The sequence below is a fragment of the Robertmurraya sp. DFI.2.37 genome, assembly GCF_029211245.1.
In the GTDB taxonomy this organism is placed as follows: domain Bacteria; phylum Bacillota; class Bacilli; order Bacillales; family Cytobacillaceae; genus Robertmurraya; species Robertmurraya methanolica_A.
Genome location: NZ_JARGEJ010000001.1, coordinates 1 through 16,481, shown reverse-complemented (window position 1 = coordinate 16,481; position 16,481 = coordinate 1). Strand labels below are relative to the sequence as shown.

Genomic DNA, 16,481 nt, shown 5'->3' with positions numbered 1-16,481 from the left:
TAATGCCAAAAATTAAAGTGCTTATTGTTGATGATTCAGCATTCATGAGAAAACTGATAAATGATTTTTTGTCAGAACATCCTTCTATAGACGTAATAGGCACAGCAAGAAATGGGGAGGATGCATTAAAAAAAATCAGTGCTTTAAAACCGGATGTTGTAACAATGGATATCGAAATGCCTGTAATGGATGGTTTAGAAGCACTCCAAATAATAATGAAAGAACATCCGGTCCCTGTATTAATGTTGTCAAGTACAACACAGCTTGGCGCTGAAAACACTATGCTAGCGATTTCTTATGGGGCGATCGATTTTATTACAAAGCCTTCTGGCCCAATATCTCTTGACCTTATTAAGGTAAAGGAAGAATTGATTGAGAAGGTCATCTCTGCCAGTAAAGCTAATCTGTCTGGAATTATGAAAAAGGCTACTTATGCCAAAAGTACTATTCCATCAACAAAAGAATGTAGTAAAATAGAACGAAAGGGACAGTCACTTCGTCCCGTTCAAAAAAGTCACGCTACTGCTAAAAAGATTATTTGTATAGGGACATCAACAGGAGGTCCTAGAGCGTTACAAGAGGTTGTCACAAAGTTACCTAAAGATTTGGATGCTACTGTTTTTGTTGTACAGCATATGCCAGCTGGATTCACAAAAAGTCTTGCTTCTAGACTCGATTCTTTATCTGAGTGCCATGTGAAGGAAGCAGAGGATGGGGAATTTGCTGAGAAAGGTACGATTTAATTGCTCCCGGCGGTTACCATTTACTTGTAAAGGAAGCAGGAGCAAGGTTAAAGATTGAACTGAGTACAAGCATACCGCCTAAAAGCGGTCATCGCCCTTCTGTAGATATCATGTTTCAATCGATCAGCACGCTTTCAGGTTACACGAAAATTGCTGTCATTATGACAGGAATGGGCGCTGATGGTTCACAGGGATTAATAGAGTTAAAGAATAGTGGAGATGTAACAGCGATTGCAGAGTCAGAGGCGACTTCGATAGTATATGGAATGCCTAAGGCGGCTATCGCCACTAATTTGGTCGATGAAGTTGAAGATGTGGATAAAATTGCTGAAACGATTTTGCAATATGTTTAGGGAAAATGGAAAGCCACTCTAGTGATTGTTCAAATTATGAGACTAGAAGGTTGAGATGTCTGCTATGCTGGGCAATGGAGAAACTATTTGTCTAAGTAAAGTCGGAGAATTCGCTAGCTATCTCGCACAAACTTTTTGAACATCCCAGATATGTCGAAGGGGGTAAGAAAATGGAATTGAATCAATATCTTGAAGTATTTATTGAAGAAAGCAAAGAGCATTTACAAAGCTGTAATGCACGATTGCTAGATCTTGAGAAAAATCCAGAAGATATAGACATTGTTAATGATATTTTCCGCTCGGCTCATACTTTGAAGGGAATGTCTGCAACAATGGGTTATGAGGATCTTGCAAGTTTAACCCATCAAATGGAAAACGTTCTTGATGCGATTCGCAATCATAAGCTATCGGTCACGCCTGAAATTTTAGATGTTGTCTTCCAAGCAGTTGATGATTTGGAGGCAATGGTATTTTCGATTGCTGATGGTGGAGATGGAAAAAGAAATGTAACAGAGGTTGTAGAAAAGTTAAAATTGATTGAAAAAGGTGAGAGTCCGCAACAAGCACAGTCACAGGCTGAAGTAGCTGCTACTTCAACCGTTGTAACAACATCAACGGGAGCATCCTTTAAAAGTGAATACGATGAATTTGAATACACAGTTCTAGAGCAATCGAAAGAGCAAGGTTTTGAGGCCTATGAAATTACGATTGCCTTAAGGGAAGATTGTCTTCTTAAAGCGGCTCGAGTGTACATGGTATTTGAAGTATTGGAGAAGGTTGGAGAAGTCATTAAATCAACACCACCTGTCGATCAACTCGAAGAAGAGCAGTTTGATCAAGAATTTACCGTATCGATTGTTTCCAAAGAAAACCAAGAGGACTTAAAGAAAATAATAATGAAAGTTTCCGAAGTTGAAAAGGTGGAAATCAATGCGATTTCACTTGAAGGCATCCGAAATAAGCAGGAAACAACTAAGGCTGAGAGTGAAGAGGAAAGTAAGAAAACAGTTGAAACGACTAATTCTGATGTTCCCGCTGAGGCGGAACAGAAGAAGCAGACAAGTACGGGGAAACAAGCTAGCAATAAAACAATTAGAGTAAATATTGAAAGACTTGATATTTTATTAAACTTGTTTGAAGAGCTTGTGATTGACCGTGGTCGATTAGAACAGATTTCTAATGATTTGAAAAATCAAGAGTTACATGAAACAGTGGAGAGAATGTCTAGAATTACTGGTGATCTACAAAACATTATTCTGAATATGAGAATGGTTCCTGTAGAAACGGTGTTTAATCGTTTCCCTAGAATGGTTAGACAATTAGCTCGTGACTTAGGCAAAAAGGTTAACTTAGAAATTATTGGCGCTGAAACGGAGCTCGATAGAACCGTTATTGATGAGATTGGTGATCCCCTTGTCCATCTCATTCGAAACGCACTCGATCATGGGTTAGAGACACCGGATGTTCGAAAAGCGAACGGAAAGAATGAAGAGGGGACTGTTGTGTTAAAAGCATTCCACAGCGGTAATCATGTCTTTATTGAGATTGATGACGATGGTGCAGGAATCAAAAAGCAAAAAGTTCTTGAAAAAGCAATTAAAAATGGAATCATTAATGAACAAACTGCCTCAACATTGACTGATAAGGAAGTATTCGAGTTAATCTTTGCTTCTGGATTTTCAACTGCTGATAAAATCTCAGATGTTTCCGGTCGCGGTGTCGGGCTAGATGTTGTGAAAAACACAATTGAATCACTGGGCGGTGCGATTTCAATTGAGTCAAGAGAAGGGAAGGGTTCGACGTTTTCTATCCAATTACCTCTTACTCTATCAATTATTTCTGTTATGCTCGTTGAAATTGAAAAGGAAAAGTTCGCAGTTCCCCTTTCTTCCATTATAGAAACAGCAATTGTTAAAAAGGCTGAAATTTTAAATGCCCATAATCAAAAGGTGATTGATTTCCGCGGCAAGGTTGTACCACTTCTATTCTTGAAAGATATTTTTCAAGTGCCGAGCCAAGAGGAAGAAGATGAGTTTTACTCTGTTGTCATCGTAAGAAAAGGCGATAAGATGGCTGGATTGATTGTTGATTCCTTTATCGGCCAGCAAGAGGTTGTTCTTAAATCGCTGGGCAATTACTTAACGAATGTCTTTGCTATATCTGGTGCAACAATCCTTGGTGATGGTCAAGTTGCACTAATTGTAGATTGCAACGCATTAATCAAATAGATGTGTGAAACGATCCTCCACGAAAAGCTGTGGAGGAACCCCTTTTAAAGGAAGGTGACGATAATGGCTGAAACTTTAACAGAGGATATTAAATTTATTGTTTTTCAGTTAAAAGAAAAGGAATATGCCATTCCAGTAAACAAAGTGAACTCGATCGAAAAGATAGAGCATATTACAAGAGTACCTGGGTTAACTCCATATGTGAAAGGTGTCATTAATTTAAGAGGTGTTGTAACCCCGATTATTGATTTAAGACTGCGTTTTGGTCTTGAAGAAATTAAATACACAGAAAGTACAAGAGTGATCATCATTTCATTTGATGATATGGAGGTCGGCTTAATTGTCGATGCGGCCAATGATGTTATTGATGTGAATATGAACTCTATTGAGCCACAGCCAGAAGTGGTTGGTGTTGCGGAAGCGGAGTACATAAGTGGAGTTGCCAAAATTGATAAACGACTTCTTATCTTATTGGATCTTGAGAAAATTTTGAATCGGGATGAAATTCGTTTAGATAGTAAGATAGAAGGCTAGCAATATGAGTTTTCTTGAGAAAATTTCAACCGTTCATTTAGACGTTTTAAAAGAAGTTGGGAATATTGGGGCTGGAAATGCTGCAACCGCTCTTTCAACTTTGCTTAATAAGAAAATTGATATGAGGGTGCCGAAAGTTAGAGTTGTTTCCTTTGATGAAATGATGGAAATGGCGGGTGGTCCAGAAAATATCGTCGCAAGTGTTTTTTTAAGAATTGAGGGAGATGCTCCGGGAAGTATGTTTTTTGTTCTATCTTTGGAACAGGCAAGTACGTTTATTCAACAGATGACTGGAGATAGTCAATTTTCATTTGCTAAACCACCTTATGACGAAATAGCGATGTCTGCTCTACAGGAGCTTGGCAATATTCTCTCTGGCTCCTATTTATCGTCTTTATCAGATTTTACTAAATTAGATTTATATCCATCTGTCCCTGCACTAAGTATAGACATGGTTGGTGCCATTATTAGCTTTGGTTTAATCGAGTTGTCCCAGGTCAGCGACTTCGCCATTGTGATTGATACAGCATTAGATGATGATGATTATAATGGTCCGAAAAGTGTAAAGGGGCATTTTTTCCTTTTGCCTGATCCAGACTCCTTTGAGATTATTTTTCAAGCATTAGGAGTAACTGAGAATGAATGATACGGTTCAAGTGATTAAGGTTGGGATTGCAGATATGAATATTGTAAGAACACCTTATCATATAAGAACATCGGGATTGGGCTCATGTGTTGGTGTGGTGATCTATGATCAAGGGAAAGAGCTTGCTGGATTAGCGCATGTAATGCTACCTGATTCTACTCTTGCAAAGGGTGGAGCATTTAATATTGCAAAATACGCGGATACTGCTGTAAAGGAACTGGTCAATCGATTGTTGAAAAATGGCGCACGGGACTATTCATTGAAGGCAAAGCTGGCTGGCGGAGCACAGATGTTTCAATTCTCTAGCTCGAATGACATGATGAGAATTGGTCCAAGAAATGTAGAAGCAGTGAAAAGAGAGCTTGCAGCTTACAAAATTGCCATTGTTGGAGAGGATGTTGGTGGAAATAGCGGTCGAACGATTGAGTTCGATCCCAAAACTTGTCTACTCAACATACGCACCGTTAACAAAGGTGTTTTTGAACTTTAGTCATGTTGAATCAGTCCCCTAAAAAGGACTGATTTTTCTTGTTAATGGGTATATTTTCCTATAAACATGTTTGATAATGTTGTGACAATTTTCGAACTTCTTTGATATGATGAACGTGAATTTGCTATAATAATAGTATATAATCTATTGCCTCATAAAGAACGAAAATATGCTAAAAATAAATGTAATTCGCTATCTGTTTTTTCAAAAAGTGCGACGATTATTGGTAATAATGGTCGGAATTTAATGAAATATTGGGAGGTTGCAATGGGACAGGTATTAACAACTGAGGAACAACTAATATGGGATAAATGGATTTCGGCCCGCGACTCAGAAGCAGGAAACCTGTTAGTCAAAAAATATATGCCTCTTGTCAGTTATCACGTACAAAGGGTAGCTGTTGGCCTTCCAAAAAATGTATCAAGAGATGATATTCATAGCCTTGGATTAATGGGTTTATACGATGCACTGGAAAAATTTGATCCGACAAGAGAATTGAAATTTGATACTTATGCGTCATTCAGAATTCGTGGGGCAATCATTGATGGTCTAAGAAAAGAAGATTGGTTATCAAGAAGTACGAGGGAAAAAGCGAAAAAAATCGAAGCTACTATTGGAAAGCTTGAACAAAAATTTATGAGGAATGTAACGGCTAAAGATATCGCTATTGAGCTGGATATGCCGGAAGAAGAAGTCCATGCCACAATGAACGAACATTTTTTCGCAAGCATTCTTTCAATTGATGAGCGTGGGAGCGACCAAGACGAAAAAGATGGTCAAGCCTATACGATAAAGGATATTAAAGCCGATATTCCCGAAGAAAAAATCGTAAAGGATGAACTAATTCAAGAAATGTCGGAAATGATCTCTCAATTAAATGAGAAAGAGCAACTCGTTTTAAGTTTGTTCTATCAAGAAGAACTCACCTTAACAGAAATTGGACAAGTACTAGATTTATCAACTTCAAGAATTTCACAAATCCATTCAAAAGCAATATTTAAGCTGAGACAATCTTTAAGTAAAATGATCTAATACACTTGTAAATGGAAGATAAGAAAAGAAAGAGGGCCGGAGAAAATGGAGATACCCTTTCGCGTGAGAATAAGTAAAGATCAATTGAAAGCTGAAATTGAATTGATTGATAAACAGGACGAAAAATTTTCAATTTCAGTTAATGCACTTGAGACATTTTTAGGGGAGCAAAATGTCGCTTTTGGAATAAATCATTCGTTGCTTCATGAAATTGCCGCAAAACCGAAGGTGCAAAATTATCCTCTAACGATTGCAGAGGGCATTGCACCAAAAAATGGCGAAGATGCGCATTTAATTTTAGAGATACAAAAAGAGGAATCGGAAAAGAAAGAAAAAATTAATTTTCGCGAAGTACTCGATATCCCTTCAGTAAAAAATGGCCAGGTGATTGCCAAAATAGTTCCGCAAACTAGCGGTGTAAACGGGCGTGGAGTAACGGGGAAATTACTCCCTGCTCGTGATGGCAAACCATTGAAGACAAGGGCTGGCAAAAATGTTATCAAGGAAGGAAATCAATTTATTGCAACTACGGACGGTCAAGTAAGCGTTACTCAAAAAACAGTTACGGTTAATCCTGTTTTTGAAGTAAATGGTGATCTAGATTTAAAAACAGGCAACATTAATTTTATTGGCAATGTTGTTATTCGTGGCAATGTTCCAACTGGTTATGAGGTTATTGCTGGTGGTGATATTAAAATTGCTGGACTTGTGGAAGGTGCACAACTGGTTGCTAGAGGGAATATCCTCATCTCTGGTGGAATTACAGCAGGAAATCGTGGTAAAGTAGTGGCAGGAGGAAGCATCCAAGCAAACTACTTAAATCAGGCTAATGTCCGTGCTGGTCAGGACGTAATTATTAACACCTCCTCTTTGCATAGCCAGATTGAGGCGAAGGAATCAATTTACTGTAAACAAGGTCATATTATCGGTGGCGTTCTTCGTTCAGGTAAAGATATACATGTGAAAGAGGTAGGAAACCATCTATTCACAAAAACAGAGCTTTATGTTGGCTATGATTCTTCTATTGAACAAAAAGAAATAGAGCTAAGAAAAGAGATGAAAGAGCTTTCAGAAAATATAAAAAAATTAAGGATGATCGAAAACAAATTAGTTGAAGCTGCGAAAATAAAAGGTAAGCCTACCACGCAGGAACAAGCGTTAATTGTCAAACAAAGAGCAACAAAGCAGCAATTAGAGCTTAACTTAGCACAGGTTGAAGGTGAGCTTGAAGCAATTGAAGCAAAAAAAGGAAACCGAGAACATTATGCTGTCTATATTTATGAAAAAATATATCCAAACACAAGTCTTTGTTTTGGCAAATATGTCAGAGTAATTCAGAAAACGCATTCATATGTGAAGTTTTTATTAGAAAATAAAGAAATTGTATTTCAACCAATTTAGTTCGCCTTGCCTTTAATTATATTAGTGAGGAAGTGAATGAAAAGTGAGCCTCAAAGCAATTGAAATGCAGGTCGCGCTTCCAAGAACACATGATGCGGGCAAATTATTAGAGCAAATGCAGCAACGAGGTCAACTACAGCATGATCTTGCCTCCGAAAGTGTGAAAAGGGAAGAGGAAAAAAAGAAAAATTCAGTTATAAAGCAGGAACAAAAGGATATTACCCGATTTCAAAAAGAGAGGCACCATGAGGAACAGTCTCAGTCTCAACAGCATGGATCGAATAAAGGAAAACAGAAACACCATCCAAAGGAACAGCATCCATACAAAGGGACAAGGGTGGATTACAGCGGATAGAGGGGTACCATGACGAACTTATTTTTATTCATCAGTTTAATTTTAAATATTGTTGCTTTATTTTGTATTGTTATTCTTTATTTGCGTCAAAACAGACTTCTTGTAGTCGAAAAAAGGCAGGAAGAAATTCTTAAAGAGATCGAAGAGGTAATATCGAGTTATTTAATAGAAATGACAGAGGAAAATGAAAAATTTATCGAGAAGTTAAGTCAAGTTCAAAGTAAGACTGAAGCAGGGCAGGGAATGGCGATCACCGAGCAAATAGACGATAATATGGAGCTTAACAAAGAACGCGTCCAGCTTGAAAAGGGTGAAAACATCACCTATCGTAAAGGAACTGTTTTTCAAGCAGTCAAAGCATACCGAAATGTAAATGGTAATAGTGAAGAAAAACTTGACCAAGAAAAGGTCAAGCCTAATCTTGAGAATAAGGAAGCACAGAGAGAGAAAATAGAAGATAGCGATGATATAAATGATGAATCAGTTTATCACAAAGCAATTTTGTTGCAAAAACAAGGTCTGTCAATTGAGGATATTGCTAAAAAGCTTGGTAAAGGTAAAACGGAATTAGAATTATTATTCAAATTACGACAAAATGAAAAAGAATGACTTGATTCGTCATTACACATGTGCTATATTTACAAATGGTGTTAATACACACGTTCATGGATTTAGGCAAATGGTGCTGTTTAATATGAAGACAATTCGTCAATTGCTATTAAACAGTTTTTGACTAAAGATGATATGGGCGGAGGAAAACAAAACCATTAGGAGGAAGAAACATGTCAGTAATTTCTATGAAGCAATTGCTTGAAGCTGGTGTACATTTCGGACACCAAACTCGCCGTTGGAACCCAAAAATGAAGAAATATATCTTCACAGAACGTAACGGCATTTATATTATCGATCTACAAAAAACAGTTAAGAAGGTTGAAGAAGCTTATAACTGGGTAAAAGAATTAGCTGCAAATGGCGGTACAGTTCTTTTTGTTGGTACAAAGAAACAAGCACAGGATTCTGTGAAGGAAGAGGCAGAACGTTCTGGAATGTACTATGTAAACCAACGCTGGTTAGGTGGTACTTTAACAAACTTCGAAACCATTCAAAAGCGTATTGCCCGACTTAAAGATATTGAAAGAATGTCTGAAGACGGTACTTTTGAAGTGCTTCCAAAGAAAGAAGTAGTTGGATTAAGAAAAGAGCAAGAGCGTCTTGAAAAGTTCTTAGGTGGAATTAAAGATATGAAGCAACTTCCAGATGCTTTATTCATCATTGACCCACGTAAAGAGCGCATTGCTGTTGCTGAAGCTCATAAATTAAACATTCCTATCGTAGGTATTGTTGATACAAACTGTGATCCAGATGAGATCGATGTTGTAATCCCTGCAAATGATGATGCTATTCGTGCGGTTAAACTATTAACTGGTAAAATGGCTGACGCAATTTTAGAAGCGAAGCAAGGCGAAGAAGTAACAACTGCGTAATGGGAAAAGTGGTAGCGCCTTGCTCAGTTCTGACAAGCACAAGGCGAGCTGCTAGAGAGGTTGAGCTTCAACTTTCTTAGCGGATTGTGCTGTGACCACGAGGGACTAGGCGCTGGAACTAGACATCATAGAGTTGATTCAATGAAGGTGATAAGAGGGCTTTACCCTTCTTTATCACCTTTTTTTGAGAATAATGAATGATTGAAGATTAGCTTTTGCTAGTCTAGCTAAAAATAATGATACATAGATTTAAGGAGGATAACTCATTATGGCAATTACTGCACAAATGGTTAAAGAACTGCGTGAAAAAACGGGCGCAGGTATGATGGATTGTAAAAAGGCGCTTCAAGAAGTAGATGGCGATTTAGAAAAAGCAGTTGATCTTTTGCGTGAGAAAGGAATTGCGAAAGCTGCGAAAAAAGGCGATCGTGTCGCTGCGGAAGGTTTAACTTCAGTAAAAGTTAACGGCAATGAAGCTGTTATCCTTGAAGTAAACTCTGAAACAGATTTTGTTGCAAAAAATGAGGGATTCCAAACACTTGTTCAAGAGTTAGGCGCTCATCTGCTTGCGAAGAAACCAGCTACGGTTGAAGAAGCTGTTACCCAAACGATGGAAAATGGTTCTACAGTTGAAGCTCATATTAATGCTGCGATTGCAAAAATCGGTGAAAAACTGTCATTGCGTCGCTTTGAAATTAAGACAAAAGGTGATAACGATGCATTTGGTGCATACTTACACATGGGCGGACGCATTGGGGTTCTTACAGTTCTTGAAGGTACGACAGATGAAGAAGCTGCTAAAGATGTTTCCATGCATATTGCCGCTTTAAATCCAAAGTATGTTTCTCGTGATGAAGTGTCTGCAGAAGAAGTTGAACGTGAGCGTCAAGTTCTAACTCAGCAAGCCCTAAATGAAGGAAAACCTGAAAATATCGTTGCAAAAATGGTTGAGGGTCGTCTAGGTAAATATTTTGAAGACGTTTGTGTTAACGATCAAGCATTTGTTAAAAATCCTGATCAAAAAGTTGGACAATTCGTTTCAGCTAAAGGCGGTAAGATTCGTGACTTCGTTCGTTATGAAGTTGGAGAAGGTATCGAAAAGCGTGAAGATAACTTCGCAGAAGAAGTAATGAGCCAAGTTAAAAAATAATTTGAATTTAAAACCGATAGGGGACACGTTGTGTTCCCTATTTTCAAAAACAAACTTGATGCCTTTAGTTTAAAGTAGCAATGAACAAGGGATCCGAATTATACATACGGAGGTTCTCATGAGCAGTCCAAAATACAAACGAGTCGTCTTAAAATTAAGTGGTGAAGCATTAGCTGGTGAAAAAGGCTTTGGAATTAACCCAACCGTTATAAAATCGGTGGCAAATCAGGTGAAAGAATTAGCTGATCTTGGTGTAGAAGTTGCTGTAGTTGTGGGCGGAGGAAATATTTGGCGCGGAAAAATTGGTGAAGAAATGGGCATGGATCGTGCTAATGCTGATTATATGGGAATGCTAGCAACGGTGATGAATTCATTGGCGTTACAGGATAGTTTAGAACAAGCTGGAGTAGAAACGAGAGTACAAACATCGATTGAGATGCGTCAAGTGGCAGAACCGTATATTAGACGTCGGGCTATTCGCCATCTCGAAAAGAAACGCGTTGTCATTTTTGCTGCCGGAACAGGAAACCCATACTTTTCCACTGATACAACAGCCGCATTGCGAGCTGCAGAAATTGAAGCAGATGTCATTTTAATGGCTAAAAATAATGTCGATGGTGTCTACTCGGCAGATCCAAGAGTGGACGCAAATGCGAAGAAGTATGATGAATTATCATATTTAGATGTGTTAAAGGAAGGTTTAGCAGTGATGGATTCTACCGCTTCATCTTTATGCATGGACAATGATATCCCGCTAATTGTATTTTCAATTATGGAAAATGGAAATATTAAAAAAGCTGTTCTTGGTGAAACGATCGGAACAATTGTAAGGGGGAAATAAAAATGCCAAAACAAATTATTGCGAACGTAAAGGATAAAATGACGAAAGCGATTCAGGCATACACTCGTGAGCTAGCAAGTATTCGCGCAGGAAGAGCAAATGCTTCCTTGCTAGATAGAATTACAGTCGATTATTATGGAGCACCAACTCCAATTAATCAATTAGCTGGTGTATCTGTCCCTGAAGCCCGTTTACTAGTGATTCAACCGTATGATAAATCAGTTTTGGGAGAAATAGAAAAAGCCATTCTAAAATCAGACCTTGGCTTGACACCAACAAGTGACGGGAATATTATTCGCCTTTCGATTCCACAGCTTACGGAAGAACGCCGTAAAGAGCTTGTGAAAGTGGTTAAGAAAGAGGCAGAAGAAGCGAAAATTGCTATACGTAACATTCGCCGCGATGGCAATGATGACTTAAAGAAGCTTGAAAAAAATGGTGAAATTACGGAAGATGATCAACGTGGCTATGCAGATGATATTCAAAAGCTAACAGATGAGTATATTGCTAAAGTTGATAGCTTAACAAAGGATAAAGAAAAAGAAATTTTGGAAGTATAAAGATAACTTTATCATTTGACCCTCTAATTATAGGGGGTTTTTATTTTACAAAAATGAATAGAAAGGGTAGGATATTGAGGGGGTTAGGGTAATTATAGAAGTAGAAATTTTTGTAGTCTTAATTTCTCTTGCTCGTACATAATTTTTTATAGAGATATCTCACTTATTTTTTGTTATGATAGAGACAGCTACGGAAAAAAGTGGAATATTGAATGGATGGCTCATTTTTTCTTCGTGCTGAACGTAAGTATTTGAGAAAAAATGATCCCTCTGGAGGAGCGGAATCATGTTAGATAAATTAAAGTCATGGAAAAATAACAAAAACTCTCCCATTCTCCGGGAACAAATAGAATTTTTAAAAAAGCAACCTATTCCAGAACATGTGGCGATTATTATGGATGGAAATGGTAGATGGGCAAGGAAAAGAGCACTCCCTCGAGTTGCAGGGCATCATGAAGGGATGAAAGGTGTCCAAAAGATCACGAAGCTAGCGAATGAGTTAGGAGTTAAAACGCTTACTTTATATGCCTTTTCAACTGAAAATTGGAAACGTCCGAAAATGGAAGTCGATTATTTAATGAAACTGCCTGAAGAATTTCTCGGAACCTTTCTCCCGGAGCTAATTGAACAGAACGTCCGTGTCGAAATGATTGGTTATAAAGAAAGTTTGCCCTCTCATACGATTGGAGCTATCGAGCATGCGATGGACAAAACGAGGGATAATGATGGTCTTGTCTTAAATTTTGCCCTTAATTACGGGAGTAGAAGTGAGATTGTCGACGCTGTAAAGCGCGTCTTAGAAGATTACAAAAGTGGTATAATAAAGGAAGATATGATCGATGAAGAGGCTTTTTCCTCTTATTTAATGACGAACAAACTTAGTGATCCAGATCTTTTGATCAGAACAAGTGGAGAAATCCGTTTAAGCAACTTCATGTTGTGGCAGCTTGCTTATACGGAATTTTGGTTTACGGATGTACTATGGCCTGATTTTAATGAACAGCACTTCATTGAAGCTGTAGAAGCATACCAAAATCGGCAAAGGCGTTTTGGTGGAGTATAATAAAGGTGTTGAATATATTAGATGAAGCAAAGAATTATTACAGCAATTATCGCAGCAGCAATCTTTCTACCGATTGTTATAATAGGCGGAGTACCCCTGATTTTTCTCGCCTATTTATTAGCATCTATCGCTCTTTATGAATTATTAAAGATGCGAAAATTAAAGTTATTTTCAGTACCGGGCTTGATAGCGTTAATTGTACTGTGGATTTTTTTATTACCGAATCAATTACAAGATATTTTAATAGCCCTCAAATATTCAAAGGTAGAGGTTGCTTTGTTAGCAATTCTGCTATTTTTAACCTATACTGTGGCAACGAAAAATAAATTTACCTTTGATGATGTTGCCTTCTCAATTATGTCGATTATCTACATCGGGATGGGTTTTTTGTATTTTATCGAAATAAGGGAAACGGGCGGGTTAATTTACATTTTTTACTCCCTTTTTATTATTTGGGCGACAGATTCAGGAGCGTACTTTATAGGCCGAGCATTTGGAAAGAGAAAGCTATGGCCGGAAATTAGCCCTAATAAAACAGTAGAAGGTTTCTTTGGTGGCATTTTCTGTGCGGTAGTTGTATCTATATTGTTTGTCATCTTTTCAGATATAGATGCATCTTTTTTGAAATTAGGGATCATTACCATCTTTCTTTCCATATTTGGGCAAGTGGGTGATTTAGTTGAATCTGCGTTAAAGCGACATTATCATGTCAAAGACTCTGGGAGATTGCTACCAGGTCATGGAGGGATATTAGATCGCTTTGATAGTTTATTATTTGTTTGGCCACTACTGTATTTCTTTCATTTTTAATTCAGGTGGAAGGCTCATGGTAAGTGCTTTTATGATCAGGAGTGAAATCGTTGAAATATATTAGTTTATTAGGAGCAACTGGTTCAATTGGAACGCAAACGCTGAATATAATTAAAGAACATGCAAATGAATTTCAATTAGTTGCAATGAGTGTAGGGCGTAATATTCCACTTGCTAGGAAAATCATTGCTGAATTTAAACCTGAATTAGTATCTGTCGCTGACAAAGAAGATATGGCTAATTTAGAGATAGAGTATCCAAATGTGAATTTTACTTTTGGTGATGATGGTTTAGTAGAAGCTGCTACATATGTAAAGTCAACTATTCTTGTCAATGCTGTTATCGGAAGTGTAGGATTATATCCGACACTGGAAGCGATTCGTGCTGGCAAAACAATTTGTATAGCAAATAAAGAAACGTTAGTAACGGCAGGACATCTTGTGATGCACGCAGCAAGGGAGTATAATGTCCCTATTCTCCCTGTAGACAGTGAGCATTCCGCGATTTTCCAAGCGTTACAGGGGGAGAAAGAGAAAAATATTGAAAAGCTAATCTTAACTGCTTCAGGGGGAAGCTTTCGGGATAAGAGCAGGAATGAATTGCAAAATGTCACTGTTTCAGAGGCATTGAATCATCCGAACTGGTCCATGGGTGCGAAGATTACGATTGATTCGGCAACGATGATGAACAAGGGCTTAGAGGTCATTGAAGCACATTGGCTCTTCGATATTCCATACGAAAAAATCGATGTTTTGCTCCATAAAGAGAGTATTATTCATTCTATGGTAGAATTTCATGATAGTAGCGTGATTGCACAGTTAGGAACACCAGACATGAGAGTTCCGATCCAGTATGCGCTAACCTATCCAGATAGAATGCCTTTAAATACGGCGAATAGATTGAACTTAGCTGAAATTGGCCGTTTGCATTTTAATCATATGGATTTTAAGCGATTTAGGTGCTTGCAGTTTGCTTTTGATGCAGGTAAGGCAGGAGGGACTTTGCCAACGGTGTTAAATGCTGCCAATGAAGCGGCAGTCGAAGCGTTTCTCAAAGGCAAAATTACGTTTCTTCAGATCGAGGAACTAATCGAAAAGTCGTTAACTGCACATGACTCCATACAGAATCCAGATCTTTCCCTTATTCAAGAAGTTGATCAGGAAACAAGAGCATTCGTTTACTCACTTCTAAAATAAAGGCGATGTTTATCTTTTTGACTTATTGCAGCGATTGATGGAGGATGAACGAGGGAGCTCCTCTTTACTCAATTCCAAGACAATGAAACTGGGAGGCGCTAAATTCCCAACAAAAATGAGGCAAAAAGCGTATTTAACGTAGCCTAATTAAAAAGGTGGTTATATTTTGAGTACAGTTATAGCCTTTATTATTATTTTCGGGGCGTTAGTATTTTTTCATGAATTAGGACATTTAATCTTTGCGAAAAGGGCGGGAATTCTCTGTCGTGAATTTGCGATAGGGATGGGACCAAAGCTCCTTTCATTTACAAAGAATGACACGGTTTATACGATTCGCCTTCTCCCGATTGGAGGGTATGTACGCATGGCCGGTGAAGATCCTGAAATGGTGGAGATCAAGCCTGGATATCGTGTTGGTCTGTTGTTTGATAAAAATGATGAAGTATCTAAAATTGTACTTAATAATAAGGAAAAATATCCTGATATTCGCGTAATTGAGGTTGAGCATGCTGATGTTGAACATGAATTAATGATAAAAGGCTATGAAGAGGGCGATGACGAGCGTCTGCAAACCTTTCGTATCAGCAGAAAAGCAAATTTTGTTGAAAATGGGAAGGAAACATTAATTGCTCCTTACGATCGTCAATTTGCCTCCAAAACACTTGGGCAAAGAACAATGGCTATTTTTGCAGGTCCATTGATGAACTTCGTGTTGGCCTTTGTTGTTTTTGTTATTATCGCATTAATTCAGGGAATGCCTACTCATGAACCGATGCTTGGTAAATTAACTCCTGATGGAGCTGCATTAGAAGCAGGTCTTAAGGAAGGGGATATTATCCATACAGTCGATGGAGCTGAAATATCCACATGGGAAGATGTGGTGGAAATTATCCAGAAGAATCCTGAAAAGGAATTGGATTTCTTCTTGGAAAGAGATGGGCAAGATATGAACATTTCAGTTACTCCAAAAGCACAACAAGTAGAAGATGGGAAAACGATTGGAATTATTGGCGTCTATAGTCCCATGGAGAAATCACCACTCAAATCGATCACGTATGGAGCAAAAGAGGTTTATATTTGGACAAAGGAGATCTTCTCCATGCTCGGCAAGCTGATAACAGGTCAATTTTCAATTGATGCTTTATCTGGTCCTGTGGGGATTTATGTTTCAACTGACACGGTGGCTAAATCCGGTATCCTTTATTTAATGAAGTGGGCAGGAGTATTGAGCATAAACTTAGGAATTATGAACCTTCTGCCTATTCCAGCATTAGACGGTGGAAGATTGATGTTCTTTGCTGTAGAAGGATTAAGAGGTAAGCCGGTTGACCGACAAAAAGAAGGGATGGTTCACTTTATCGGTTTTGCATTATTAATGCTCCTTATGCTCGTGGTAACGTGGAACGATATTCAAAGGTTTTTCCTGTAAAATAATTAAATTAAAGAAGCTGGTATTAAAAGGTGTCATTAGGTACTGCACCCCAGAAGTTAGAGTTAAAAATCTAACCTCTGGGGTGTTTTTGTATGGCAAAATATAGTGAAGAATTTAAATTAAAAATTGTAATGGAATATCTAAGGGGCAAACTAGGATATTA

Annotated in this window: 16 protein-coding genes and 1 pseudogene; all 17 read left to right on the top strand. The window is 38.0% G+C overall.

Annotated elements, in window-relative coordinates; all coding sequences use genetic code 11:
* Positions 1 to 2 precede the first annotated feature (2 nt).
* The 17 genes and pseudogenes from PZE06_RS00085 (at position 3) to rseP (ending at position 16,315) form a co-directional block, all read left to right on the top strand.
* Positions 3 to 1,096, top strand: a pseudogene (locus PZE06_RS00085) (protein-glutamate methylesterase/protein-glutamine glutaminase).
* A gap of 170 nt (positions 1,097 to 1,266) precedes the next feature.
* Positions 1,267 to 3,324 (top strand): chemotaxis protein CheA, encoded by a 2,058-nt coding sequence (locus PZE06_RS00080; protein ID WP_150913508.1) that lies wholly within the window; start codon positions 1,267 to 1,269, stop codon positions 3,322 to 3,324.
* 63 nt (positions 3,325 to 3,387) lie between these two features.
* Positions 3,388 to 3,858 carry a chemotaxis protein CheW gene (locus PZE06_RS00075; RefSeq protein WP_150913510.1) on the top strand — a complete coding sequence of 157 codons (471 nt, stop codon included), beginning with the start codon at positions 3,388 to 3,390 and terminating at the stop codon, positions 3,856 to 3,858.
* A 4-nt stretch (positions 3,859 to 3,862) separates the two neighbouring features.
* Positions 3,863 to 4,504, top strand: coding sequence for a chemotaxis protein CheC (locus PZE06_RS00070; protein ID WP_150913512.1), 642 nt, complete (start codon positions 3,863 to 3,865; stop codon positions 4,502 to 4,504).
* Positions 4,497 to 4,994 carry a chemotaxis protein CheD gene (locus PZE06_RS00065; protein ID WP_150913514.1) on the top strand — a complete coding sequence of 166 codons (498 nt, stop codon included), beginning with the start codon at positions 4,497 to 4,499 and terminating at the stop codon, positions 4,992 to 4,994. The genes PZE06_RS00070 and PZE06_RS00065 overlap by 8 nt, the downstream gene beginning before the upstream one ends.
* 267 nt (positions 4,995 to 5,261) lie before the next feature.
* Positions 5,262 to 6,026, top strand: coding sequence for a FliA/WhiG family RNA polymerase sigma factor (locus tag PZE06_RS00060; RefSeq protein ID WP_150913516.1), 765 nt, complete (start codon positions 5,262 to 5,264; stop codon positions 6,024 to 6,026).
* Positions 6,027 to 6,071: 45 nt separating this feature from the next.
* Positions 6,072 to 7,427 (top strand): flagellar assembly protein A, encoded by a 1,356-nt coding sequence (locus PZE06_RS00055; RefSeq protein ID WP_150913518.1) that lies wholly within the window; start codon positions 6,072 to 6,074, stop codon positions 7,425 to 7,427.
* Between the two features lie 43 nt (positions 7,428 to 7,470).
* Complete coding sequence (locus PZE06_RS00050) at positions 7,471 to 7,782, top strand: hypothetical protein (protein ID WP_150913520.1); 312 nt, start codon at positions 7,471 to 7,473, stop codon at positions 7,780 to 7,782.
* 9 nt (positions 7,783 to 7,791) lie between these two features.
* Positions 7,792 to 8,391, top strand: a complete 600-nt coding sequence (locus PZE06_RS00045) for a hypothetical protein (RefSeq protein ID WP_137742840.1) — start codon at positions 7,792 to 7,794, stop codon at positions 8,389 to 8,391.
* A gap of 173 nt (positions 8,392 to 8,564) precedes the next feature.
* Positions 8,565 to 9,266, top strand: coding sequence for a 30S ribosomal protein S2 (gene rpsB / locus PZE06_RS00040; RefSeq protein ID WP_095308115.1), 702 nt, complete (start codon positions 8,565 to 8,567; stop codon positions 9,264 to 9,266).
* Between the two features lie 268 nt (positions 9,267 to 9,534).
* On the top strand, positions 9,535 to 10,416 hold the full coding sequence (tsf, locus tag PZE06_RS00035; RefSeq protein WP_150913522.1) for a translation elongation factor Ts: 882 nt from the start codon (positions 9,535 to 9,537) through the stop codon (positions 10,414 to 10,416).
* 118 nt (positions 10,417 to 10,534) lie between these two features.
* A complete protein-coding gene (pyrH, locus tag PZE06_RS00030) occupies positions 10,535 to 11,257 on the top strand; it encodes a UMP kinase (protein WP_150913524.1) in 723 nt (240 codons plus the stop codon).
* Between the two features lie 2 nt (positions 11,258 to 11,259).
* Positions 11,260 to 11,817 carry a ribosome recycling factor gene (frr, locus tag PZE06_RS00025; protein WP_150913526.1) on the top strand — a complete coding sequence of 186 codons (558 nt, stop codon included), beginning with the start codon at positions 11,260 to 11,262 and terminating at the stop codon, positions 11,815 to 11,817.
* Between the two features lie 286 nt (positions 11,818 to 12,103).
* Positions 12,104 to 12,880 (top strand): undecaprenyl pyrophosphate synthase, encoded by a 777-nt coding sequence (locus PZE06_RS00020; protein ID WP_150913528.1) that lies wholly within the window; start codon positions 12,104 to 12,106, stop codon positions 12,878 to 12,880.
* Between the two features lie 21 nt (positions 12,881 to 12,901).
* A complete protein-coding gene (locus PZE06_RS00015; protein WP_150913530.1) occupies positions 12,902 to 13,690 on the top strand; it encodes a phosphatidate cytidylyltransferase in 789 nt (262 codons plus the stop codon).
* A 50-nt stretch (positions 13,691 to 13,740) separates the two neighbouring features.
* Positions 13,741 to 14,886, top strand: a complete 1,146-nt coding sequence (locus PZE06_RS00010) for a 1-deoxy-D-xylulose-5-phosphate reductoisomerase (RefSeq protein WP_150913532.1) — start codon at positions 13,741 to 13,743, stop codon at positions 14,884 to 14,886.
* Between the two features lie 166 nt (positions 14,887 to 15,052).
* On the top strand, positions 15,053 to 16,315 hold the full coding sequence (rseP, locus tag PZE06_RS00005; RefSeq protein ID WP_150913534.1) for an RIP metalloprotease RseP: 1,263 nt from the start codon (positions 15,053 to 15,055) through the stop codon (positions 16,313 to 16,315).
* Positions 16,316 to 16,481: the final 166 nt, after the last annotated feature.